Origin of the sequence: Mongoliimonas terrestris (assembly GCF_001927285.1) — a bacterium.
Classification (GTDB): domain Bacteria; phylum Pseudomonadota; class Alphaproteobacteria; order Rhizobiales; family Pleomorphomonadaceae; genus Chthonobacter; species Chthonobacter terrestris.
The window spans coordinates 38,942-63,110 of record NZ_MSIG01000007.1 but is presented as its reverse complement, the minus strand read 5'-3'; the positions used below and the strand labels follow the sequence as shown (position 1 = coordinate 63,110).

Sequence of the window (24,169 nt, the reverse complement as noted above, 5' to 3'; positions counted from 1 at the left end):
ATTTCCGGCGCTGCATGGGATCCGCCGGCGGCGTCAGGCCGTGCGGCGCGGAAACGCCGGCGGCCATCAGGCCGTGCGGCGCGGATCCGCCGGCGGGCTTCAGGCCGTGCGGCGCAGGACGGCGACGCCCTCGCGGGTGTAGCGGGCGAGGAAATCCGGCACTTCGGCGGCCGGCATGGCCGGGGCGAACAGGTAGCCCTGGCCGATCGTGCAGCCGAGCCGTTCCAGGAGCGAGCGGTTGCTCTCCGCCTCGATGCCCTCGGCGGTGGTCGGCAGGCCGAGGCTCTGGCCGAGCGAGATGATGGCCTCCACGATGCGCCGGCTGTCGGCGTTGTTCATCATGTCCTTCACGAAGGACTGGTCGATCTTGATCTTGTCGAACGGCAGCATGCGCAGGCGGTGCAGGCTGGAATAGCCGGTGCCGAAGTCGTCGATGGAGATGGAGATGCCATCGCTCTTCAGCCCGGCGATGACCTTGTCGAGGCCGGTGACCTCCTCGATGAAGGCGTTCTCGGTGATCTCCACCTCCAGGCGGCGCGGATCGAAGCGCGAGGCCTCCAGCACGTCGCGGAAGCCGTCCATGAAGGCGGGATTGCGCAGCGCCGTCGGCGACACGTTGACGGCGAGCTTGATGTCGTCGCCCCAGCCCTCGGCCGCCTTGCAGGCCTTGCCGAGGAGGTCGAGGGTGAGCGGGCCGAGGACGCCGATCTCGTCGGCGATCGGGATGAAGACGGCCGGCGAGATGGCCCCGACGGTCGGGTGGGTCCAGCGGGCCAGCACCTCGAAGCCGGACACCTTGTTGCGGGAAAGGTCGATCAGCGGCTGGAAATAGGGGACGATCTCGTTGGCCCTCAAGGCCCCGGCGAGCGAGGTCTCGATCATCGCCCGGTGTTCCAGCGCCACCTTCATGTCGGCGTCGAAGGCCGACACCGCGCCCGGCCCCTTGCGGCGGCTGTGGTGGATGGCGAGGTCGGCCTGCTCCACGAGGCGCTCCGCCCCGATCGCGCCGGCGCGGGCCGCCGTGGTGCCCACATGGAGCTTGGCCGGAATGGCGGCGGCGCCGACCGTGAGGCCGAGGCGGAAGGTCTCGATGAGGTCGGCGACGATCCGGTCGGCGGCCGCGACGGAGACGTCCCCGGGGCCGCTGGTGACCACGTAGAAGGTGCTGCCCGATCCGCGGGCGGCGAAATCGCCGGCGCCGAGGAGCGTGACCAGGCGGTCCGCGATGGCAAGCTCCACCGCCGCTTCCACGGCGGCGCCGTGCACGTCGCGGATGAGGGTGAGGTTGCCGATCTCGACCCCGATCAGGGTGACGAAGACGTCCGGCCGGTCGGTCTCCAGGAGGTCCGTCAGATAGGCGTTGAAGCCGAGCGTGTTGGGCAGCCCGGTGGCGGTGTCGGTGATCTTGTGGGCTTCGTAGTCGGACTTCAGGCGTTCGCGATCGGCCAAGACGGAGGAGAGCTCCACCCGGCGCCGGACGCTGAACGTGCCCATGCCGACCCAGAGCGCCGCAACCGCGGCGACGATCAGGGTGTTGCCGAACGGCACGGCCGTGGAGACCGTCGCGGCGATGCCGCTGAGGAGGCCGTAGCGGAACTCCGCGGAGATCAGCACCGCGCAGATGCCGGCGATGCTGAGGAGTTCCACAAGGCCGCTGCCGGCGGTCGATCCGGCCGGCGCGGCGCCCCGACGGGTGAGGCGGCCTAGCATGACGGTCCCTCGGACGGTGCCGGTCCGGCGCGCCGGTCCGCCGCCCGGATCAGGCGCGGCCGACCGCCGTCGGGCGGGGAAGGAATGCATGCCTGTGTCGTTTGAACCATGACCCACCGGGCACGAGCGAACCACTGCGGCCACCTCTGCGACCGCCTCCCGGCAACTAAGCATCGGTATATCTGAATGTTACAATAATGCGCCGGCCCGCAGCTTCGTGCCGCAAATCACACAATGGCGAATGGTGAACCGGAGATTGTCGCCCTGGAGCGCTTTCCGACCTGACGGGATCGTCAGGCCGGCAGGACATCGCTCCCGCTTCAGAAATCTGGGGCGACCGCGAGCACGCGCAGGACGCCCGGCCGCTTGGTGACCCGGACCGGCAGGGCGAGGCGGTCGAGTTCGCCGTCGATGGTGGCGGCGATGTGGCCGCGCCGCCCCTCGATGACGAGGTCGCGGCCTTCCGCCACGGTGACGTGCGGGCTCTCCTTCCAGGTGCCGCGCACGATGGCGGTGGTGAGCCCGACGAGTTCGCCCCAGGCCTTGGAGGTGGACGTGTAGATGCCGAGCCGCCCGTCGGCCGGATCGTCCGCGTAGGGCAGGTGACCGTCGCCGTAGAGGCTGTTGGAGACGACGAGGCCGGTGACCGCCACCGTGCGGGTCGTGCCGTCCACGGTCAGGCCGAGGTGCAGCACCTTGGGCCGACGGAACACCTGGATCAGCGCCCGGGCGGTGTCGAGGAGCTTGCCGGGCCGGCCCTTGACGGGGCCGTGCCGGCGCAGGCGCGCCATGCGCGGCTGCACGCCGAACCCCAGCTGGTGGACGAAGGGGATTCCGTTGACCTCGGCAAGGTCCGCCGGCCGGGGCTCCGCGCGCCCGATCGCCGCCACGGCGGCGGTGAAGTCGAGCGGCATGCCGAGGCTGCGGGCGAAGAGGTTCATGGTGCCGAGCGGCAGGATGCCGAGGGCAAGCCCGGTGCCGGCAAGCCGCGCCGCGGCCGTGTTGACGCTGCCGTCGCCGCCGCCGACCACAACCCAATCCACCGGCGCGACGCCCCGGCGGGCGGCGTCGGCGAGACCGTCGAGCCGCTCGGCGAGGCTTTGTCCGGTGACGCCCTCCACGCTGACCGCGTGCCCGGCCCGCTCCAGTTCCGGCACGATCACCCGTTCGGCCGCCTCCACGCCGAGGGTCCGCATGGTGCCGCTGTGGCGGTTCAAAAACACCTTGATGCGCAAGCGATCTCTCCGGCGGGGTCGGCGCGCCGCCACGACGGGACACGCCGACGACCCGCGGCTCCCTCGACAGAAGGCGTAACCCGGCCGGGCGGCTTTGGTTCGAACGCGCCGACACCCTCTCCGCGACCCTCCTCCGGGGACGACCGGCACGCCCGGACGGCCCGGGGCGCCGGGCGCGTTCGGCCGGCGAGAGGCCTGGACGGCAAGGGACCCGGACGCGCAACCGGCGGAAGCGGCCGGCCGGACTCACCCTCCCGAAGGCCGGAACAAACCCGTCGCGCGGGCGGTTCACCGATCGACGGCCGGCGACGGCCACCCGCCTTTCCGACCCTTCAGCGACGGACGGTCCATGCGAGACGAACGGCTTGAACGGCACCGGCTCTACTATCTCCATCCGCTCCACGTGGGCGATCTCCCGGCCTTCGACGGCCACTTCGACCGCGCCGCCGCCATGGGGTTCGACGCGGTGGCGACGGCACCCCTCTTGGCGCCCGGCGCGGCCGGCAACGTGTTCCTGACCGCCGACGACACGCGGCTGAACCCGGCGCTCGGCCACGACGGGCCGGCGGAGGACGGGCACGCGCGGCTTGCCGAAGCGGCCGGGGCGCGCGGGCTCGCCCTCTTCGTCGACCTTGTGGCCGACCGGGTGGCGGCCGACGGGCCGCTCGCCGAGCGCTACGGCTTTCGCGGCGCCGGGCGATCGGACGGGCTCGACCCGCGGATCGAGCCGGCCGACCGGGGCGCCGCCGTGCTGCCGCCCGACCGGGACGCGGACGGCTGGTTCGAGCATCTGGCCGACCGGCTCGCCCGGCTCGCCGCCGTCGGCATCGCGGGCTTTCGCTGCGTCGACCCGCACCATGTGCCGGCGGACCGCTGGCGGGCGCTGATCGAGGCGGTCAGGACCCGCGCGCCGGACTGCGGCTTCCTCGCCGTGACGCCGGGCCTCAGCTTCGCGGCGCGGCACGCGCTGGAGGGGGCGGGCTTCGACGCGGTCTTCTCGTCGCTGCGCTGGTGGGACGCCCGCGCGCCCTGGCTCGTCGACGAGAACGACGTGCACCGCCGCCTCGCCCCGTCGATCGCCTTTCCGGAGGCGCCGTTCGGCAAGCGGCTCGCCGCCGAGGCGGCCGGCGAGGAGGAGACGCGCCGGCTGGCCGGACGCGCCCTCTGGCTCGCCGCCGCCCTCGGCGACGGCCTGATGGTGCCGATGGGCTTCGAATACGGGGCGAGCGAGCCCCTGTCGCCGCTCTCCGGGTCGCCGGCCGCCTTCGAGCGCCTGCGCACCGGCGCGGCCGTCGACCTCTCCGACGAGATCGCCGCCGCCAACGCCTTCGTCGCGCGCTCCAACGGCACCTTCGCGTGCGCCGAGATGCGGGTGCTGACGGGCGCCGCCGCCCCGGTGACGGCTGTGCTGCGTACCGACGCGCCGGACATCCGCCGGGCCGGGAAGGCGCGGCTGGTGCTGGTCAACCCGGACACCCGCCGGGGCGCCGTCGCCGACGCGGACCAGTTCCTCACCGACACCGGCGGCCGCTTCCAGCGCTTCCTCGACATCGCCGGCACCACCGCCCTCAGCCTCGACAGCGCCATCCCGCTCGGCCCGGCCGACGTGCGGGTGCTGGAGGGCGACGCGCTGGAGCCCATCCTGCTCACCCGCGAGGGCGCCGTGCCGGACGTGACGACGGCGACCGCCGCGCCGCGCTTCGCCATCGAGGCGATCGCGCCGTCGGTGGACGGCGGGCGCTTTCCGGTGCGCCGGACGGTGGGCGAGGTGGTCCGCGTCACCTGCGACCTGATCGGCGACGGCCACGACAAGCTCGCCGCCGCCCTCCTCTGGCGGACCGCCGACGAGGAGGCCTGGCGCGAGGTGCGCATGAAGCCGCTCGGCAACGACCGCTGGGGCGCCGACCTGCCGCTGGAGCGGCTCGGCCGCCACGAGTTCACGGTGGAAGCCTGGCGGGACGCCTTCGCGACCTTCCACAACGAACTTTCGAAGAAGCACGCGGCCGGCATTGCGGTCGGCCTGGAGCTGGAGGAGGGCCGGCGCCTCGTGGCGCGCACCCACCAGGAGACCGAGGACGGACCGCTGAAGTCGCGGCTCGGCACGCTGCTCGGCCGCGTCACCGACGGCCCGGACAGCGAACGCATCGCCGCCTTCCTGTCGGCCGAGACCGTCGCCCTGATGGGAGAAGCCGACCGCAAGCCGTTCCGCGTGCACCACGAGCCGCCGCTGCCGCTCGACGCGGAGCGCACCGGCGCCGGCTTCGCCGCCTGGTACGAGCTCTTCCCGCGCTCCCAGAGCGGCGATCCGAACCGGCACGGCACCCTCGACGACGTGATCGCCCAGCTGCCGCGGGTGCGCGACATGGGCTTCGACGTGCTCTACTTCCCGCCGATCCACCCGATCGGCCGGACCAACCGCAAGGGCCGCAACAACACGCTGAAGGCCGGGCCGAACGACCCGGGCAGCCCCTACGCGATCGGCTCGGAAGCGGGCGGGCACGACGCCCTCCATCCGGAGCTCGGCACGCTCGACGACTTCCGCCGGCTGGTGGCGGCCGCCGCCGACCACGGCCTGGAGCTCGCGCTCGACTTCGCCATCCAGTGCTCGCCGGACCACCCGTGGCTGAAGGAGCACCCGGACTGGTTCGACTGGCGCCCGGACGGCACCATCCGCTACGCGGAGAACCCGCCGAAGAAGTACGAGGACATCGTCAACGTCGACTTCTACGCGGACGGCGCCATCCCGTCGCTGTGGGTGGCGCTGCGCGACGTGGTGCTGTTCTGGGTCAACGAGGGGGTGCGGCTCTTCCGGGTGGACAACCCGCACACCAAGCCCTTCCCGTTCTGGGAGTGGCTGATCGCCGACGTGCGCGCCCGCCATCCGGACGCGGTGTTCCTGGCCGAGGCCTTCACCCGCCCGAAGGTGATGGCGCGCCTCGCCAAGGTGGGCTTCTCGCAGAGCTACACCTACTTCACCTGGCGCAACACCAAGCAGGAGCTGACCGAATACCTGACGGAGCTGACCCGGACGCCGCTGAAGGAGTATTTCCGGCCGCATTTCTTCGTCAACACGCCGGACATCAACCCCGCCTCGCTGCAGACCTCCGAGCGCTCCGCCCACCTGATCCGGGCCGCCCTCGCCACGACCATGTCGGGCCTGTGGGGCATGTACAACGGCTTCGAGATCTGCGAGGGCCGACCCTATCCGGGCAAGGAAGAGTATCTCGACAGCGAGAAGTACGAGATCCGCGCCTGGGACTGGACCCGGCCGGGCAACATCATCCCCGAGATCACCCGGCTGAACCGGATCCGGCGCGACAACCCGGCCCTCCACAGCCACCTCGGCATCACCTTCCTGGCCGCCTGGAACGACAGCGTGCTGTGGTTCCAGAAGGCGACCCCGTCACGGGACAACGTGCTCCTCGTCGCCGTCAGCCTGGACCCGCACGCGGTGCAGGAGGCGGACGTGGAGATTCCCCTGTGGGAGTGGAACCGGCCGGACCACGGCAGCCTCGCCGTGGAGGACCTCGTCCGCGGCCAGCGCACCACCTGGCAGGGCAAGGTCCAGCGCCTGCGCCTCGACCCCCACGACCTTCCCTATTCCATCTGGCGCGTCGACGCGTCCAAGGAGAGCTGATCCATGGCGGACGGCACCAAACCGACCTCGACCACGACGATCGGGCACGATCCGCTCTGGTACAAGGATGCGGTCATCTACCAGCTTCACGTGAAGTCCTTCTTCGACGGCAACAACGACGGCATCGGCGACTTCCAGGGGCTGATCGCCAAGCTCGACTACATCGCCAGCCTCGGCGTGAACACGATCTGGATCCTGCCCTTCTACCCGTCGCCGCGGCGCGACGACGGCTATGACATCGCCGAATACAAGGAGGTGTCGTCCGACTACGGCACCATGCAGGACGCCAAGCGCTTCATCCGCGAGGCGCACGCCCGCGGCATGCGGGTGATCACCGAGCTCGTCATCAACCACACCTCCGACCAGCACCCCTGGTTCCAGCGGGCGCGGCAGGCCAAGCCCGGCTCCAACCACCGCAATTTCTACGTCTGGTCGGACAGCGACCAGAAGTATCCGGAGACGCGGATCATCTTCCTCGACACGGAAAAGTCGAACTGGACCTGGGACCCGGTGGCCGGTGCCTATTTCTGGCACCGCTTCTACAGCCACCAGCCGGACCTCAACTTCGACAACCCGCAGGTGCTGAAAGCCGTCCTCAACGTGATGCACTTCTGGCTGGACCTCGGGGTGGACGGGCTCCGGCTCGACGCCATCCCGTATCTGGTCGAGCGGGAGGGCACCAACAACGAAAACCTGCCGGAGACCCACCAGGTCCTGAAGAAGATCCGCGCCGAGCTCGACGCGCACTATCCGGACCGGATGCTGCTTGCCGAGGCCAACCAGTGGCCGGAGGACACGCAGGAGTATTTCGGCGACGAGGACGAATGCCACATGGCGTTCCACTTCCCGCTGATGCCGCGCATGTACATGGCGATCGCCAAGGAGGACCGCTTCCCGATCACCGACATCATGCGGCAGACGCCGGAGATCCCGGAGAGCTGCCAGTGGGCGATCTTCCTCAGGAACCATGACGAGCTGACGCTCGAGATGGTGACCGACCAGGAGCGCGACTACCTCTGGAACTTCTACGCCGCCGACCGGCGGGCGCGCATCAACCTCGGCATCCGCCGACGGCTGGCGCCGCTCCTGGAGCGGGACCGGCGGCGCATCGAGCTGATGAACGCGCTGCTCCTTTCCATGCCGGGGACGCCCGTCATCTATTACGGCGACGAGATCGGCATGGGCGACAACATCCACCTGGGCGACCGGGACGGGGTGCGCACGCCGATGCAGTGGAGCCCGGACCGCAACGGCGGCTTCTCGCGCGCGGACCCGGCCAACCTGGTGCTTCCGTCCATCATGGACCCGCTCTACGGCTTCGAGGCCGTGAACGTGGAGGCCCAGAGCCGCGACCCGCACTCGCTTCTCAACTGGATGCGGCGGATGCTGGCGCTCCGGCGCCAGCGGCAGGCGTTCGGCCGCGGCACGCTGCGCTTCCTCTACCCGGGCAACCGCAAGATCCTCGCGTATCTGCGCGAGCACGGGGAGGAGACCATCCTCTGCGTGGTCAACCTGTCGCGGACGCCGCAGGCGGTGGAGCTGGACCTCTCCGCCTTCGCCGGCCGGGTGCCGGTGGAGATGACCGGCGGATCGCCCTTCCCGCCGATCGGCCAGCTCACCTATCTGCTGACCCTGCCGCCCTACGGCTTCTACTGGTTCGAGCTGATGACCGAGGCGGCACAGCCCGCCTGGCACGTGACGGCGCCGCAGCAGCTGCCGGAGTTCACCACGCTGGTCCTTCGCAAGGGCATCGAGGAGATCGCCGAGGCCAAGCACCGCAAGGTGCTGGAGAGCGAGATCCTGCCGGCCTACCTGCCCATGCGGCGCTGGTTCGGGGCCAAGAACGAGGCGCTTGCGGGCGCCCGCATCGCGGGGCTCGCGGCCATCCCGGACACCGGGGTCGTGCTGGCCGACATCGAGGCGGCGCTGCCCGACCGCACCGAGCACTACCTGATGCCCTTGGAGATTTCCTGGGAGGAGGCGAACGCGCCGCCGCTGCCCCAGCAGTTGGCGCTCGCCCGGGTGCGGCAGGTGCGCAAGGTGGGCTTCCTCACCGACGCCTTCTCCGGCGAGGCGCTCGCCCGCGGCGTGATCCGCCATCTCGGCCTGAAGACCACGGTGGCGGCGGACGGCGGCGAGATCCGCTTCATGCCGACGAGCCGGGTGGAGGGTCTCGACATCCCGGCCGACGCGGAGATCAAGTGGCTGTCGGCGGAGCAGTCCAACTCCTCGCTCATCCTCGGCGACAAGGTGGTGGTGAAGGTGGTGCGCCACACCTTCGGGGGCATCCACCCGGAGGTGGAGATGACCCGCCACCTGACCGAGGCGGGCTATGCCAACACGGCGCCGCTGATCGGATCGGTGGCGCGCTTCGACGGCGACGGCACCTGCCACATGCTGATCGTGGTGCAGGGCTTCATCCGCAACCAGGGCGACGCCTGGACCTGGATGATGGAGACCCTGAAGCGAGCCATGGAGGACGCGCTCCTCACCGGCGCCAACGCCGGCGACGGCGGCGCGCCGCCCTCCGGCGGACGGGCCGACGGGGTGTTCGAGAGCGCGGCGAGCTTTGCCCGCGTGCTCGGCCGCCGCCTCGGCGAACTGCACGCGGTGCTCGCCCGACCCTCCGACGACCCGGCCTTCGCGCCGGTGGTGATGGGGGACGCGGAGATCGCCGCGATCGCCGACAGCGCCCGCGGCCAGCTCTCCGGCGCGTTCGACGTGCTCGCGGCCCAAGACGCGGGCGAGGACGAAGGCCTGAAGGCGGCGATCGACCGGGTGCTCGCCGACCGGGCCGCCATCGAGGCGGCGGTGGACCGGCTGGCGGAGGCGGGCCGCGGCGCGCTCGCCACCCGCATCCACGGCGACTTCCACCTCGGCCAGATCCTGGTGGCGCAAGGCGACGCCTTCCTGATCGACTTCGAGGGCGAGCCGGCCCGCTCGCTCGACGACCGGCGGTCGAAATCGAGCCCGATCCGCGACGTCGCCGGGCTCCTGCGTTCGCTCGACTATGCGGCCGCCACCGTGCCGCTGCCGGACGAGGACGCCAACCCGGTGGTCCGCGACCGGCGCGACGCCCTCCTCGACCGCTTCCGCGCCGACGCGGAGGCGGCGGTGCTGGGCGGCTACCGGTCGGCGCTCGCCGAGGCGGAGCACCCATGGGTGGGTGCCGACGCCGAGGGCGCGCTCCTGGAGCTCTTCCGCCTGGAGAAGGTCGCCTACGAGGTGCGCTACGAGGCCGCCAACCGGCCGAAATGGCTCGCCATTCCGCTCCGCGGCCTTGCCGCCATCGCCGGCCGCCTGCTTTCAGAGAAAGGACAGACCTGATGGCGACGACCACGCTCGACCCCGCCACCGGCCTCAACCCGGACGCGGTGGACGCGCTCGTCCACGCCCGTCACGGCGACCCCTTCAGCCTGCTCGGGCCGCATCCGATCGGCGACACGCCGCTGGTGCGGGCCTTCTTTCCCGGCGCCGACGCCGTGGAGGTGCGGGCGCGCGGCGGCGGCGACAGCCTCGGCACGCTCGGCCTGGTGCACCCGGCCGGCCTCTTCGCCGGGCCGCTGTCGCGCGGGGGACCTTACGTGTTCCACGTGCGCTGGCCGGACGCCGTGCAGGAGACCGAGGACCCCTACAGCTTCGGCCTCCTCCTCGGCGAACTCGACCTGCACCTCTTCGCCGAGGGCAACCACTATGAGCTCGGCCGGGTGCTCGGCGCCCAGCCGATGGCCGTGGAGGGCGTTGCCGGCACCCGCTTTTCCGTGTGGGCGCCGAACGCCCGGCGCGTGTCGGTGATCGGCGACTTCAACAGCTGGGACGGCCGCCGCCACCCGATGCGGCTGCGCGCCGAAGCGGGCGTGTGGGAGCTGTTCGTGCCGCGCGTCGGCGTCGGCGAGCGCTACAAGTTCGAGCTGACCGGCCCGGACGGCCAGGTGCTGCCGCAGAAGGCGGACCCGATGGCACGGGCGAGCGAGGCGGCGCCCGCCACCGCGTCCATCGTGGCGCGCGCGGAGGCCTACGCCTGGACCGACCAGGCCTGGATGGAGGGGCGCGCCGCCCGCCACCGGCCGGACGCGCCCATCTCGGTCTACGAGATCCACGCCGGGTCGTGGCTGATGGTGGACGGCCGCAGCCTGGACTGGGACGAGATGATCGACCGGCTGGTGCCTTACGTGGCCGGCATGGGCTTCACCCATGTGGAGCTTCTCCCCATTATGGAGCATCCGTTCGGCGGCTCCTGGGGCTATCAGCCGCTCGGCCTGTTCGCCCCGACCGGCCGCTACGGCCGGCAGGAGGACTTCGCCCGCTTCGTCGACCGCTGCCACGCGGCCGGCGTCGGCGTGATCCTCGACTGGGTGCCGGCCCACTTCCCGACCGACGCCCACGGCCTCGTCCGCTTCGACGGCACCCCGCTCTACGAGCACGCCGACCCGCGCGAGGGCTATCACCAGGACTGGAACACCCTCATCTACAACCTCGGCCGCAACGAGGTGCGGGGTTTCCTGCTGGCGAGCGCCTGCGAGTGGCTGGAGCGATGGCACATCGACGGCCTGCGGGTGGACGCGGTGGCGTCCATGCTCTACCGCGACTATTCCCGCAAGGCCGGCGAGTGGGTGCCGAACAAGTACGGCGGCCGGGAGAACCTGGAGTCGGTGGACTTCCTGAAGCACCTCAACGGCATCGTGCGCGACCGCAACCCCGGCGCCATGACCATCGCGGAGGAATCCACCGCCTGGCCGGGCGTGTCGGCGCCGCTGGAAGCCGGCGGCCTCGGCTTCCAGTACAAGTGGAACATGGGCTGGATGCACGACAGCCTCCATTACATGGAGGAGGATCCGATCAACCGGCGCTGGCACCACGACAGCATGACCTTCGGCATGGTCTATGCCTGGTCGGAAAAGTTCATGCTGCCTTTGAGCCACGACGAGGTGGTGCACGGCAAGGGCTCGCTCCTCAACAAGATGCCGGGCGACCCGTGGCAGAAGCGGGCGAACCTTCGGGCCTACTACGGCTTCATGTGGGCCCATCCGGGCAAGAAGCTGTTGTTCATGGGCTGCGAGATCGGCCAGTGGCGGGAGTGGAACCACGACGCCTCGCTCGACTGGCACCTTTTGGACGACCCGGGCCACGCGGGCATCCAGGCGCTGGTGCGCGACCTCAACCGGCTCTACACGGCCGAGCCGGCGCTCCACGCGACCGACGCGGAGCCGGCCGGCTTCACCTGGGCGGTGGGCGACGACCGGGAGAATTCCGTGTTCGCCTTCCTGCGCAACCCGCCGGCAGCCGGCACGGCGGAGGGGAGCGGACCGGTGCTGGCGGTCTCCAACTTCACGCCGGTGCCGCGCCACGACTACCGCATCGGCGTGCCGCGGCCGGGCTTCTGGCGGGAGATCGTCAACACCGACGCGGCCGCCTACGGCGGGTCCGGCCTCGGCAACGGCGGCGGCCGGGAGAGCGAACCCATCCCGGCCCACGGCCATCCGCAGAGCCTCGCCCTCACGGTGCCGCCGCTCGCCACGGTCTGGCTGAAGCCCGCCTGACATCCCGCCCGTCCCGGTCGTACTCCGCCAGACCGGGACGGGCGACCGGCCGCTCCGACGCGGTCACTCGGCGAGGCGGATCTTGCCGACCGAGCGGCCGATCGCCTGGAACACGCTCGTCAGGTTGTCGCTGGTGGACGGGAAGTAGGCGTGGCTGGTGCTGGTGGCGCAGGCGCGCATCAACGCCCGCGTGGTCGTGTCGGTGAGGTCGTAGGTGATGGTGTAGATGTCGATGCCCGCCGCCTTCACGTTGGTGCAGGTGGTGGCAAGCCGGCTGTCGATCGCCCCCTTCAGCACGGTGCCGTCGCGCGAGGTGGTGCCGAGCCGGTTGTCGGCCGCAAAGCCGTAGGCCGAGTAGTAGGACCGGTTGACGTTCTTGGTGTTGGAGACGCCGATCATCTGGTTCTCGCCGTCTGTCATCAGCACGATCACCTTGCGGACGCCGCGGGAGCCGTAGGCCTTGCCCTCGGTGAAGGGCTCGCCGGGCGAGACGACCCGCCAGCCCCAGGCGAGGCCCTCGGCGATGTTGGTGCCGCCCTGGGCGATCATCGCCCCGATGGCCGTCTCGATCACCACGGTGTCGCTGGTGAGCGGCTGGATCGGCCGGCTGTCGCACATGCGGTTCGGACCGGCGCCGACGGCCGTGGAGGCCGGCGTGGTACCCATGTACTTGCAGGTGGCGGACTGGCGGACGGTGTCGCTGGTGGTGGACGAGACGGCCGTGCAGGTGGAGCCGCCGTCGTCCTTCAGGTAGCTATTCTCATAATTTGCCACCTGGCGGCAGTATTTGTAGCCGTAGAAGGTGTTGCAGACCTCCTCCGGGTCCGGCTCGTCGGGCGCGAAGGACGGTACGAACAGGGTGGCCTTGTCGGCGCTGGTGGGCGCCGCGTCGGTGACGTCGTGGCCGTTCGGGCGCGCCTCCACGCAGCCGCCCCAGGTGGTGCCCTTCATCTTGGAATAGAGCGTCAGGCGGCTGATGGTCTTGTCGAAATGGGTGGCGTGCACCGGCGAGGTGGCGCTGGTGTCGATCCAGCTCGCCCCCGACCGGGTGCTGCCCACGTTGACGAGGGCGGCGAACGGCACGAGGCCGTAGCGCACCTTGCCCCGCGCCTCGCCCTCCACGGTCGTCACCAGGCTCTTGGCGGCATCGCGCAGACGGCCGATCTTGTTGTCGTCCTTCATGGAGCCGGAGTTGTCGAGCACCATGACGATCTCGATCTCGTCGTCGCCGATCCGGGTCTCCGACGTGGCCGCCACCGGCACTTGGCGCAGCCCCGCAAGCGAGAGGAAGCTGGTCGGCACGTTCGCCGTCACCCGCGCCCGCACGAGCCGCTCGCCGGTGCGGCCGAGCGAGGCCTCGAAGCTTTCCACCGTGTAGCCGGACCCGAAGTCGCCGGCGATGTAGCGCTCCATGACGGCGCGCGCCTCGGCGGTGGTGGTGGTCGGCGTGGCGGACCCGAGGGCGGCGAGCGTGCCCATGTCGAGCGCGCTCTGCAGCCGGCTCTGCTCGCGCGTGGCGTGGCCGTAGTCGATCGCCGCGCCGGTCGCCATGGCGACCGGGATGACGGTCAGCGCGAAGATCAGCCCGACATTACCGCGACGATCGCCGATGACAGCCTGAAGTGCGGATCGAACGGCGAAAAGTCTTTTCAGAACCATGGGATGATCGAACCGGTTGAGCCAGCGGATCACCCTTCGTATGCATGATGCATCAAAGAAGACTTATGCGGATCGGAACAAGACGCGCCCTTTCGCAGTGCGAAGGAGGCCGGCGCGCGAGGCCGCCGTCCGGCCGCGCGCGGGACCGGATCGGTCCTCCCCCGGGGCGCGGCCCGACGGGTCGGCGCCGGTTCGGGCGCGGGGTCGTGCCAAGCTGAAGAGCCGGGTATCAGTCGACGAAATCCACCGGAACGCCCTTGGCCACCAGATGGGCGAGTTCGTCGGCGTCCCAGTTGGTGAGCCGGACGCAGCCGTGGCTGAAGCCCTTGTCGATGGCGTCCGGGTTCGGCGTGCCGTGGATGCCGTAGGTGGGCGCGCTGAGGTCGATCCAGACCGATCCGACCGGGCCGTTCGGACCGGGCGGCAGGCGGAGGGCCTTGCGGTTGTTGCCCTGCACGAAGTTGACGTCGGGGCGGTACCAGTAGTCCGGGTTGATGGCGACGCCCTCCACCACGTGCCGGCCGATGGGCGACGGCAGGCTGGCGCTGCCGATGGTGGCCGGGTAGGCGACCACGATGCGGCCTTCGGCGTCATAGCCGACCACCTGCTTGGACCGCTTGTCGGCCACCACGTGCGCCACCTTGGTGCGCGCCGGCCGGCCGGGCGCCGCCACGGTGACCACGGTGCCGGCGCGGGTGAAGTCGGCGCCAGGGTTGATCTGGAGGAGGAATTCCAGGTCCATGTGGGTGCGTTCGGCCAGCATCTCGGCGGCGTCCCGGTAGGAGAGGCCGGGGAGCCTCGCCATCTCGCCGTAGTCCGACGGCAGGTGCGGCACGAACGGGCCGGCGACGTCCGCCTCGGTGAGGGTGTAGGACCCGAGGACCGGCTCGGTCTCGTAGAGGGCGAGGGCCGACCAGACCGCGCCGTCCATCAGGCCGTCCACCGGCAGCCCGTGCTTGGCCTCGAAGGCGACGATCGCCTTCTGCACGTTGAGGCCCATGTAGCCGTCGATGACGCCGGGCGAGAGACCCGCCCGGTCGAGGAGAATCTGCATCTTCACCACCAGCGGGCTCTGGGCGAGCTTGCCCGGCACCCGGTTGCCGAGGTCGGCGTCGACGGCGAAGCGGGCCGCCAGCACGGCCTCGATCAGCGCCGCCGGGGCAAGCGTCGGGCGAGCCGCGACACCGGGCGTCGCCGGGGCGGCGACTTCCGGGACGCGGGTCTCCGGCGCGGCGGGGGCGGCGGAGGGCGGCGCGGCGGGCGGGTCGCCGGCGTCGGCCGGCGGGGTGGGCTCGCCGGGGAGCGGGGCTTCGGGCGCGTCGGGGTCGTCGGCGTAAGGGTCGATGGCGCCAGGATCTGTCGCGTAAGGGTCGAAGGGTTCGGGCTCGAGGGGCTCGGGCTCGAGGGGTTCGGGGTCGAACGAGTCCTCGGGCAGGCCTTCCGGGTCGAAACGGTCGTCGGGCGGACCGGGCGGTTCCTCGGAAAAGCCGTCGTCCGGGCCGTCGTAGGGGCCGGAGCCCCAGCCGTCGGGCGGGGCGAGCGGCGCGCGGTCGACCGGCGGGTCGATCACCCGGCCGCCGGGGAAGGCCCAGGGGTCGAAGTCCTGCGAACGGGCCGGCCCGAGCGGGAGGCCCGCCGCAAGGACGGCGGCGAGGAGAAGAAGGGCCGGGCGGCGGATCCGGAACGGCACGATGCTGTGTCTCTCCTCGTGCGGCGCCAAAGGGCCGGCGCGGTGCGGCCCCCGAGGGCCGCCTATCGGAAGGGCCCTCTTGCACCATCCGATCTGGGCGGCTTGAAGGCCCGAGACGCGCGCCGGCTCAGACGCGCTGCCGGACGACCGGCGGGGCCTGCGGGCCGATGGCCGCGTCGGCGGACGCCAGATCCGCCGCGGCCCCCTCCGCCGAAGCGGACACGCGGGCTTCCGGCGGCCGGCCGGCGGCGGCGACGATGAGGCCGAGGGCCTCCTGGAAGCTCGCGGCGGTCTCGTCGACGCCCACGTCGGCGGCGGAGAGACGGCCGCCGGCGGCCTCGCCGGGCGTGAGGAGGACGACGCGCACGCCGGGCAGGCGGCGGCGCAGGCGCCTTGCGGCATGGCGGAGCGGCAGCGGCCGTGCGGCGCCCATGGCGACGAGGCAGACGAGCCGGGTGCCGGAGGCGCCGAGCTGGAACACCCGGCGGGCCGAGAGCGCGTCCGCCGCCTCGGCGCGGGCCGAGATGCCGTGCTTGGCGATCAGCTGGCGGAGCATCAGGGCGGCCGCCTCGTCGAGCGGGCTTTCCGCCGCGACGGCCAGCACGGACGCCTCGCCGCGCCAGTCGTCGGCAAGACCGTCCGGGGCGAGCACGGCCACCTCCGGCCGGTCCGCGGTCGCCTCCAGGGCGGCGGCGCCTTCCGGGCCGGGCGGACGGATGCCGTCCGGCTGCACGTCGTCGTAGCCGTCGAGGTCCTCCACCAGGTCCTCCACGGTGGCGCGGATTCGGCGCGCCCGGTCGTCGCCGAGGAGGCCGCGCTCGCTGTCGTCGAGGGCGAGGCGCAGGCCCGGCACGGCGATCTGGTCGTAGTATTCGCTGAGCGAGCGGGCGCGCAGCACCTCCTCGGCGACGCCCACCATCTCGGCCGCGTCGCCGGCGAGCGCCCGCTGGTAGAAGAGCTGCGGCGGCGACAGGGCCGGCCGGTCGCCGAGCAGCACTTCGAGGAAGGAGAGGCCCTTCACGTGGCGGCCGATGACCACCAGGCAGACCGTGAGCGGGGTGGCGAGGATGAGGCCGATCGGCCCCCAGAGCCAGGTCCAGAAGGTGGCCGCCACCACGACGGCGACGGGCGAGAGGCCGGTGGTGCGCCCGTAGGCGAGCGGCTCGATGAAGTGGCCGACCGCCGGCTCGATGATAGCAAAGAGGATGGCCGTCCACATCAGCATGGACCAGCCGGGATCGACCGCCGCGGCGAGCGCGAGCGGCAGGGCCGCGCTGATGACGGCACCCACGTAGGGCACGAAGCGCATGACGGCGGCGAGGATGCCCCAGAGCACCGGGATGGGCACGCCGATCAGCCAGAGGCCCGCCCCGATGGCGATGCCGAACAGGGTGTTCATGGCGAGCTGGATGAGGAGGAGACGGCTCAACCGCCGCGCGGCGTCGTCGAGGGCGTCGGTGGTGCGCTGCAGGTCGCGGGTGCCGATCAGGCGGATGAAGCGGTTCCTGAGATCCTCCCGCTGCAGGAGGATGAAGATGACGAAGATGATGACGATGCCCGTGATGGCGAACGGGTGCAGGAGCGGGGCGATCAGCGCCGCCAGGGTGGAGAGCGGCCCGGGCTGCGGCTCAAGCACCTGGACGGGCAGCGGCCGCGGGGCCGCCGGCGCGGCGCCGGCGGCGGGCGCCTCCTCCGGGGCCGCGGTCTCCAGCTCGGCGCCGACCGTGTCGAGGAAGCCCGACACCTGGCGAAGCGCCTCGCTGGTGGCGGTGGCCCCCTTCAGCGACGTGATCTTCGCCTGCACCGTGTCCTGGTAGCGGGGCAGGTCGCGCACGAGTTCGGAGACCTGGGCGGTGATCAGCCAGCCGAGCGCGAAGAGGAGCGCGAAGGCGGAGAGCACGGACATCACCACCGCGAACGCGCGCGGCAGGCCGGCGGCGCGCAGGAGCCGCACCAGCGGGGCAAGCACGAAGCTGAGCAGGATGGCGAGCGCCAGCGGCACCAGGAGTTCGCGGGCGACGGAGAGCACCGCCACGATCATCAGGCAGAGGGCGACGAGGGCGGTGGTGTCCACCACGTTCCGGCGGCCGGACGCGCGGCCGTCGTCCGAAACGGCGATGTCGGAGTCCATGAAAGCGTCACCCAAGGGGATGGAGAAGGACCCGGGACGGGTCGCCGTTCTTAAAGGGAACGGACCGCCATCAACGCGCGAACGCGCCGGCGGATCCGCCGGGTTCGCGAAAGCGTGAGCGAAATCGATGCCGGATGGTCGGAACAGCGGAGCGGGACGGCGCGTTGCCGCTCCGATCATCACCGCCGTCCAGGCATCCCACCATCGGCGACGCCACCGGGGTGCCGACGCCCGCCGCACCCCTTCATCGCCCGCCGCAACGAACCGAGGGACGTCCCGTCCATGGCCAAGTCGACCACCACCCGCGTCCGCCCCGAACTCGCCACCCCGTCGGATCTCTCCGACAACGCCACGCGCGATGTCTCGGCGGCGCTGAACGCGCTCCTTGCCGACACCTTCGCGCTCTACATGAAGACCAAGAATTTCCACTGGCACGTGAGCGGGCCGCACTTTCGCGACTACCACCTGCTCTTCGAGGAGCAGGCGGCCGAGATCCTGGCGAGCACCGACGAGATCGCCGAGCGCGTGCGCAAGATCGGCGGCACCACGCTGCGCTCCATCGGCCACGTGGGCCGGCTGCAGCGCCTGGAGGACAATGACGCGGACTATGTGGACCCGCAGGACATGCTGGCCGAGTTGCACGGCGACACCAAGGACTTCGTGGCGCACCTGCGCGAGACCCACGGCCTTTGCGACGAGCACGAGGACGTCGGCACTGCGAGCCTCCTGGAAGAGCTGATCGATCAGGCGGAGAAGCGCGCCTGGTTCCTGTTCGAGGCCGCCCGGGTCCGCCCCGGCCACGCCTGACCCGCCGCTCCCCCTCGTCGAAGAGACCCAAAGCAATGTCCCTGACGCTCCTTGCCCTCAACTGCACCCTGAAGCCGACCGGCGCCTCATCCACCGACGCCTTCCTCTCCCTCGTCCTCGACGCCTTCCAGGCGGAGGGCGTGACCGGCGAGGTGGTCCGGGTGGCGGCCCACGACGTGAAGCCGGGGGTTTCGTCCGACGAGGGCGACGGCGATGCCTGGCCGGCGATCCGCGCCAAGGTGCTGGCCGCCGACATCCTCCTCATCGGCACGCCGATCTGGATGGGCCAGCCGTCCAGCGTCTCCAAGCGGGTGCTGGAACGGCTCGACGCCTTCCTCGGCGAGACCGACGACGCCAGCCGCACGCCCGCCTACGGCAAGGTGGCGGCGGTGGCGGTGGTCGGCAACGAGGACGGGGCGCACCACGTGTCGGCGGAACTCTACCAGGCGCTCGCCGACGTGGGCTTCACCATTCCGGCCGGCGGCCCGTCCTACTGGGTGGGCGAGGCGATGGGCAGGACCGACTTCAAGGACCTCGAGGCCGTGCCGGAGACGGTGTCGACCACCAACCGCATGCTGGTGAAGAACACCGTGCATGTGGCGCGGCTTCTGAAAGAGAACCCTTACCCGGGCTACTGATCATCCGCCGGTCGGGTCGTCCGGCATCGGCTCGGCCGCCGCCCTGTCTTCCAGAGCGAGGATGAGGGCGCTGTGGTCGAGGTCGCCGTGGCGGGCGAGAAGATCGCGAAAGAGCGTGCGGGCGAGGTCGGCGAAGGGCTGCGCGGCGCCGGCCGGCGCGCCGGTCGACAGGGCGTTGTCGAGATCCTTGATCTGGATGGAGGTCCGGCCGAAGGGCGTGAAGTCGCGGCGGACCATGCGCTCGCCGTGAAGATCCAGGATGCGGCTTTCCGCAAAGCCGCCGCGAAGGGCGGTGCGCACCAGCGCCGGGTCGGCGCCGGCCTTCGCCGCGAAGGCGAGCGCCTCGGCCACCGCCCCGATGGTGATGCCGACGATCATCTGGTTGGCGAGCTTGGCCACCTGCCCGGCGCCGCTCTCGCCCACCCGGACCGCCCGGCCCATGAGGGCGAGGAGGGGCGCCACCTTGTCGAACACCGCCTCCGGTCCGCCCGCCATGATGGCGAGCGTGCCTTCCTCGGCGCCGACCGTGCCGCCGCTGACGGGGGCGTCCAGGTGGAAGATCCCGCGCCGGGCGAGCCGGCCCGCGTGGTCGCGCGCCTCGGCCGGGGTGATCGAACTCATGTCGACGACGACCGCGCCCGGCCGCATCGCCGCCGCGGCGCCGCCGTCGAAGAGGACGGACGCCACCGTCGCGCCCTTGGTCAGCATGGTGAAGATCACGTCCGCCCCGGCGACCGCCTCGGCCGGGGTGTGGCGGACGACGCCGCCCGCCGCCACGATGGCGTCGGCCTTGCCGGGGCTGCGGTTCCAGACGGTGAGCGGATGGCCGGCGACCGCGATCCGGAGCGCCTGGCGGCTGCCCATCAGGCCGAGACCGAGGAAGGCCACGGAGGGCAAGGAGGGGGGCTGGGGCATCTTGGCTCCGATCGCGCGCCGGGGAATCGCAGGGCGCCCGATGGTAGCGGCGGACCACCGGTCCGCAAGAGGCCGCCCGACAGCATGGAGGGCGACCGCTGGGACCGGATGGTCGGCATGGGACCGGCCGTCCGGGTCGGGTCCTCGCCCGGCGGCGAAAGGTGCGGCCGCCTGGGGGATCGGTCGGTTCAGAGGCGGATCGGCCCGCCGCCGACCAGGATCAGGGTCGCCAGGACCACGAGAGCGCCGGCCGAGAACATCCACGCCAGCATTTCCAGCTGCGCCTTGTCGGTCGCGAAGGTCGGACCGTTCGGCAACAGGACCCGGACCGCCGCCGCGCCGGCCGCCGCCAGCACGGCAACGCAATAGAAGAACTGCAGACTCTCGCTCATCTCCGGTCGCGCTCCCGCCATTCTGCACGCCAACGAGTGCCGGTCCGCCCGGGGCCGTCGCCTCTTACGGCCGCGGGGCTTGGTCACTCGCCGTATGAACCATTCATATGACCCGGACCTTCTGCGGGTTCGGATCGGCGATATCAAGTGCGGATTTATACGCGATAGCGGGAGAAAAACAGACATAAAAACAAGCGCCTAGCCGACGCTCGGGCCGATGTTAAGACAATTTCCCAGCAAAATCAGAGGCTTGATTAACCCTAACGGGTTCTGCGCAAGGCGGCAAAAACGAAGAAACCGCCGCCCCGAGGGGCGACGGTTTCCGAGAGAGCGCCCGCGGCGGTGGGGGGCGATAACTGCGAGCGCTGCTACTCCAACAACGGCCGGCGCAAAGGTTGGTTCCGCGCCTGCGAATCTTTTTTTGATTTTTTCTCGCCTGCGGGCCGAATGGGCGGCGCGTTCAGGCAACCGGCCGGGCCACCGCCGGCACGTAGTCGTCCAGATTCTCGCCGGCGAGCACCGTACGGCCCTCCTCGGCGCTCCGGTAGAGGGCCATCAGCATCTCCACCACGGCGACGCCGTCGTGGAAGGTCTCCAGCGGCGTCTCGCCGCGCCGGAAGCACTCCACCATGTGGCGGTTCTCGTCGACGTAGCCGTAGATGCCGGCCTCGTCCTCGAGCACCGGCATCAGGCCCTGCTCGGCATTCTGCTTTTCGACCAGATCCTCCCCCTCCCCGCCGCCGATGCGCCGGGAGAGGAAGACCTTGAGGCCGGTGGAGAGGGAGGAGAACTCCAGGGCGTATTCCGGGCCGAGGAGTTCCAGCTGGATCCGGAGGCCCGCGCCCACATAGGCCCAGGAGGTGGTGGCCTCGATCACCACCTCCTGGCCCTCCTCGTCCACCAGGGTGAGCATGCCGCGGGCGAAGTCCTCAGCCGGGCGGCGCGTGTAGTCGACCGACGGCCCCATGCGGGCCTTGAGGTCCGCCGCGTAGGCCGGACGGGTCCACTTCAGGTTGGCGACGGCGCCAGTGGCGGACTTCAGGCGCAAGCTGTCGCGCCGGGCTCCGGGAGCGGTGAGGAGATAGCGGCCGACCTCCACCGAATGGCACATCATGTCGAGAAGGACGCCGCCGCCCTGCGTCTCGCCCCGCCAGAACCAGGGCTCGTGCGGGCCGGCGTGCTCCTCGGCGGCGCGGGCGAGATAGGGCCGGCCGGCGGACGGCACCGCGCGGCGCCAGATGATGTCCTTGCCGCGCTGGACCGCGGTGGAGAAAACCTGGTTCTCCAGGTAGCCGTGGTTGAGCTTGGCGCCCTCCGCCAGCGCCAGCATGGCCTTCGCCTCCTTCAGCGTGCGGGCGAGCGGCTTCTCGCAGGCGACGGCGAACACCGGGCTGCGGCCGGCCTCGACCGCCTCGGCGAGGGTGCGCATGACGGCGAGCCGGGTGTCGTTGGGCGAGAGGATCCAGACGGCGTCCACGTCCGGGGCGGTCACCAGGGCCTCCAGGCTGTCGTGGACGGTGCAGGCGCCGAGGTCGAGGTCCGCGACGGCGGCGGCGAAGGCCGCGCGCTTGGCCGGCGTCGGCGAGTAGACGCCGGTGACCTCCACGTTGCGCACGCCGACGAGCGCCTTCAGGTGGAAATGGGCGATGAAGCCGCTGCCGACGAAGCCGATGCGCAGGATCTTCCGCGGGAAGGCGGGGGTCATGGGCGGGTCTCCTCTCTTGACGTGTCCGGGTCGTGTCCGGCGATCGGGCGCCGCCGGACAGGGCGGTCGGGCGCCGCCGGGATGCGGGGGCTCAGGGCGTCGCGAGCGCGGCGGCGGGACGCTCCGCCTCGCGGGCCGGCTGGCCCGGCGGCGACGCGGAGCGGCGGATGACGAGTTCGGTCGGCACCACCACCTCGGCGCGGAAGCGCGGCCCTTCGGCGAGCCGCTGCACCATCAGCCGCATGGCGGCGGCGCCGATCTCGCGCTTCGGCTGGCGGATGGTGGTGAGCGGCGGGTCGACGGCGGTGGCGAACACGGTGTCGTCGAAGCCCACCACGGAGACGTCCTCCGGCACGCGAAGGCCGCGGGCGCGGAGCGCATTGAGGGCGCCGGCCGCCATCTCGTCGTTGGCGGCGAAGAGGGCGGTGAAGCGGACGCCCGCGTCGAGAAGGTGATCGACGGCGCGGCGGCCGGCGTCGAGGCTGAAGTCGCCCCACACCATGAGGGCCGGGTCGACCGCCTCGCCGGCGGCTTCGAGCGCCCGGCGCCAGCCGTCCGCCCGGGCGGCGCTCATCACCTCCGGGATCGGGCCGCTCACATGGGCGATGCGCCGGTGGCCGAGGCCGACGAGATAGGAGACGGCGGTCTCGGCGGCGGCGGCGTTGTCGATCCGCACCAAGGGCAGCGGGCCGGCGGCGGGGTACTCGAGAGCAGCGACGATGGGCGGAAGGAAGTCGCCCGGAAGGCTGGGCGGCAGCGAGCCGGTCATCAGGATGAGGCCGTCCGCGTGGCGCGCGCGGACCATGTCCACATGGAGGGCGACCCGGGCGGGATCGCGCCGGGCGTCGCCCATCAGCACCTTGTAGCCGGCGGCGGAGGCGGCTTCCTCCACACCCTTGTAGACGTCGAGATAGAAGGGGTTGCCGATGTCGCGGACGAGCAGGATGACCGTGTCGCTCGCCTGGCGGCGGAAGTTGCGGGCCTGGGCGTTCGGCACGAAGCCGAGGTCGGCGACGGCCCGCAGCACCGCGTCGCGGGTGTCCGGGCGCACCTTGTCGGGGTTCTTCAGGGTGCGGGACACGGTGGCGACCGAGACGCCGACGCGGCTGGCGACCGTGCGGATGGTGGGAATGGGCGGGCGCGTGGGCATGGCTCAGACCCTGAGGCGCGCCTGGCGGCCGTAGAGCAGCATGAGGAGGAGGAGCGTGGCGCCGAAGATCACCTGCCGGCTCCAGAACTCCATCTGCAGGGTGGTGAGCACGCTCTGAAGAAGCACGAGCGCGATGGCGCCGAGGATGGTGCCGGTGTAGCTGCCCGACCCGCCGGCGAGCGAGGTGCCGCCGATCACGACCGCGATCACCGAGGGGAGCACGTACTGGTCGCCGACGCTGATGAAGCTGTTGCCCGTGTAGCCGATGACGCAGACGCCGGTGATGCCGGCGAAGAGGCCGCTGAGGCCGTAGAGGATGGTGCGGATGCGGCCGGCCGGGAGGCCGGTGAGGACGGCCGCCCGCTCGTTCGCCCCGATGGCGTAGACCGACCAGCCGAACAAGGTGCGGCGAAGGACGAAGGCCATCAGGACGGCGATGGCCGCCCAGACGAAGAGGATCCCCGGGATGCCGGCGACAAGCGGCTGGTTGACGAAGGCCATCAGGGCCGGCGCCGCGTTGCCGGACGGAACGCCGCGCGACAGGACCACGAGGGCGCCCTGGACGACGCCCATCATGCCGAGCGTCATGACGAGGGGCGGGATGCGCACCACGGTGACGCCGAGGCCGTTGACGATGCCGACGAGGAAGCCGACGCCGCCGGCGGCAAGCAGCGCCGGCAGGATCATGGCGTCGTCGCCGCTCATGACGTTGCCGGCGATGACCGCGCCGAGCGAGATGACGGCGCCGACCGAAAGGTCGATGCCCTCCCGGCCGCCGAGGATGACGAGGTTCTGGCCGGCGGCCACGATGCCGAGGATGGCCGCCACCGTGAGCAGGCGCACGATCTGGTCGCCGCGGGCAAAGCCCGGCGACAGGAGCTCGCCGAGCCCGAGGAGCGCCAGCACCGCGAGGGCGGCGAGGAGGAGCGGGTCCTTGAGGATGGCGGTGACGCGGTCCAT

The 24,169-nt window shown here is 71.5% G+C and carries 15 protein-coding genes; 5 read left to right on the top strand and 10 right to left on the bottom strand.

Going from position 1 to position 24,169, the window contains the following annotated elements; translation table 11 throughout:
• Nucleotides 1–99 precede the first annotated feature (99 nt).
• Both BUQ68_RS11960 and BUQ68_RS11955 read right to left on the bottom strand, forming a co-directional pair.
• A complete protein-coding gene (locus BUQ68_RS11960; RefSeq protein WP_075216208.1) occupies nucleotides 100–1,710 on the bottom strand; it encodes a putative bifunctional diguanylate cyclase/phosphodiesterase in 1,611 nt (536 codons plus the stop codon).
• Between the two features lie 320 nt (nucleotides 1,711–2,030).
• Nucleotides 2,031–2,945, bottom strand: a complete 915-nt coding sequence (locus BUQ68_RS11955; protein WP_083656522.1) for a diacylglycerol/lipid kinase family protein — start codon at nucleotides 2,943–2,945, stop codon at nucleotides 2,031–2,033.
• A 349-nt stretch (nucleotides 2,946–3,294) separates the two neighbouring features.
• Between BUQ68_RS11955 and BUQ68_RS23075 the strand changes: the two genes are divergently transcribed.
• From BUQ68_RS23075 to glgB, 3 genes are read left to right on the top strand one after another with little or no spacing between them, the layout of a single operon-like run.
• Complete coding sequence (locus tag BUQ68_RS23075) at nucleotides 3,295–6,582, top strand: maltotransferase domain-containing protein (protein WP_075216207.1); 3,288 nt, start codon at nucleotides 3,295–3,297, stop codon at nucleotides 6,580–6,582.
• A gap of 3 nt (nucleotides 6,583–6,585) precedes the next feature.
• Complete coding sequence (gene treS / locus BUQ68_RS23070; protein ID WP_075216206.1) at nucleotides 6,586–9,909, top strand: maltose alpha-D-glucosyltransferase; 3,324 nt, start codon at nucleotides 6,586–6,588, stop codon at nucleotides 9,907–9,909.
• The gene (glgB, locus tag BUQ68_RS11940) at nucleotides 9,909–12,122 is read left to right on the top strand and encodes a 1,4-alpha-glucan branching protein GlgB (protein ID WP_075216205.1); all 2,214 of its coding nucleotides are present in this window, start codon (nucleotides 9,909–9,911) and stop codon (nucleotides 12,120–12,122) included. Before treS ends, glgB begins: the two co-directional genes overlap by 1 nt.
• A gap of 63 nt (nucleotides 12,123–12,185) precedes the next feature.
• Here the strand turns inward: glgB and BUQ68_RS11935 are convergent, their stop codons facing one another.
• The 3 genes from BUQ68_RS11935 to BUQ68_RS11925 all read right to left on the bottom strand — a co-directional run bounded on the left by BUQ68_RS11935 (nucleotide 12,186) and on the right by BUQ68_RS11925 (nucleotide 17,602).
• Nucleotides 12,186–13,781 carry a pilus assembly protein gene (locus BUQ68_RS11935; RefSeq protein WP_139315230.1) on the bottom strand — a complete coding sequence of 532 codons (1,596 nt, stop codon included), beginning with the start codon at nucleotides 13,779–13,781 and terminating at the stop codon, nucleotides 12,186–12,188.
• Between the two features lie 229 nt (nucleotides 13,782–14,010).
• Nucleotides 14,011–15,471, bottom strand: coding sequence for a L,D-transpeptidase family protein (locus tag BUQ68_RS11930; RefSeq protein ID WP_139315229.1), 1,461 nt, complete (start codon nucleotides 15,469–15,471; stop codon nucleotides 14,011–14,013).
• Nucleotides 15,472–15,598: 127 nt separating this feature from the next.
• Nucleotides 15,599–17,602, bottom strand: coding sequence for an AI-2E family transporter (locus BUQ68_RS11925; RefSeq protein ID WP_075216202.1), 2,004 nt, complete (start codon nucleotides 17,600–17,602; stop codon nucleotides 15,599–15,601).
• 282 nt (nucleotides 17,603–17,884) lie between these two features.
• Here BUQ68_RS11925 and BUQ68_RS11920 point away from each other — a divergent pair, with 282 nt between their 5' ends.
• Together BUQ68_RS11920 and BUQ68_RS11915 are read left to right on the top strand one after the other, a co-directional pair.
• Nucleotides 17,885–18,409, top strand: a complete 525-nt coding sequence (locus BUQ68_RS11920) for a Dps family protein (protein WP_075216201.1) — start codon at nucleotides 17,885–17,887, stop codon at nucleotides 18,407–18,409.
• Nucleotides 18,410–18,444: 35 nt separating this feature from the next.
• Complete coding sequence (locus tag BUQ68_RS11915) at nucleotides 18,445–19,047, top strand: flavodoxin family protein (protein ID WP_075216200.1); 603 nt, start codon at nucleotides 18,445–18,447, stop codon at nucleotides 19,045–19,047.
• Here the strand turns inward: BUQ68_RS11915 and BUQ68_RS11910 are convergent, their stop codons facing one another.
• The 5 genes from BUQ68_RS11910 to BUQ68_RS11890 all read right to left on the bottom strand — a co-directional run bounded on the left by BUQ68_RS11910 (nucleotide 19,048) and on the right by BUQ68_RS11890 (nucleotide 24,169).
• The gene (locus BUQ68_RS11910; protein WP_075216199.1) at nucleotides 19,048–19,962 is read right to left on the bottom strand and encodes an NAD(P)-dependent oxidoreductase; all 915 of its coding nucleotides are present in this window, start codon (nucleotides 19,960–19,962) and stop codon (nucleotides 19,048–19,050) included.
• Nucleotides 19,963–20,150: 188 nt separating this feature from the next.
• Nucleotides 20,151–20,354: a hypothetical protein gene (locus BUQ68_RS11905; RefSeq protein WP_075216198.1), complete on the bottom strand. Its 204-nt coding sequence runs from the start codon at nucleotides 20,352–20,354 to the stop codon at nucleotides 20,151–20,153.
• Between the two features lie 460 nt (nucleotides 20,355–20,814).
• On the bottom strand, nucleotides 20,815–22,059 hold the full coding sequence (locus tag BUQ68_RS11900) for a Gfo/Idh/MocA family protein (RefSeq protein WP_075216197.1): 1,245 nt from the start codon (nucleotides 22,057–22,059) through the stop codon (nucleotides 20,815–20,817).
• Nucleotides 22,060–22,150: 91 nt separating this feature from the next.
• On the bottom strand, nucleotides 22,151–23,209 hold the full coding sequence (locus BUQ68_RS11895; protein ID WP_075216196.1) for a LacI family DNA-binding transcriptional regulator: 1,059 nt from the start codon (nucleotides 23,207–23,209) through the stop codon (nucleotides 22,151–22,153).
• Nucleotides 23,210–23,212: 3 nt separating this feature from the next.
• Nucleotides 23,213–24,169: an ABC transporter permease gene (locus tag BUQ68_RS11890; RefSeq protein ID WP_075216195.1), complete on the bottom strand. Its 957-nt coding sequence runs from the start codon at nucleotides 24,167–24,169 to the stop codon at nucleotides 23,213–23,215.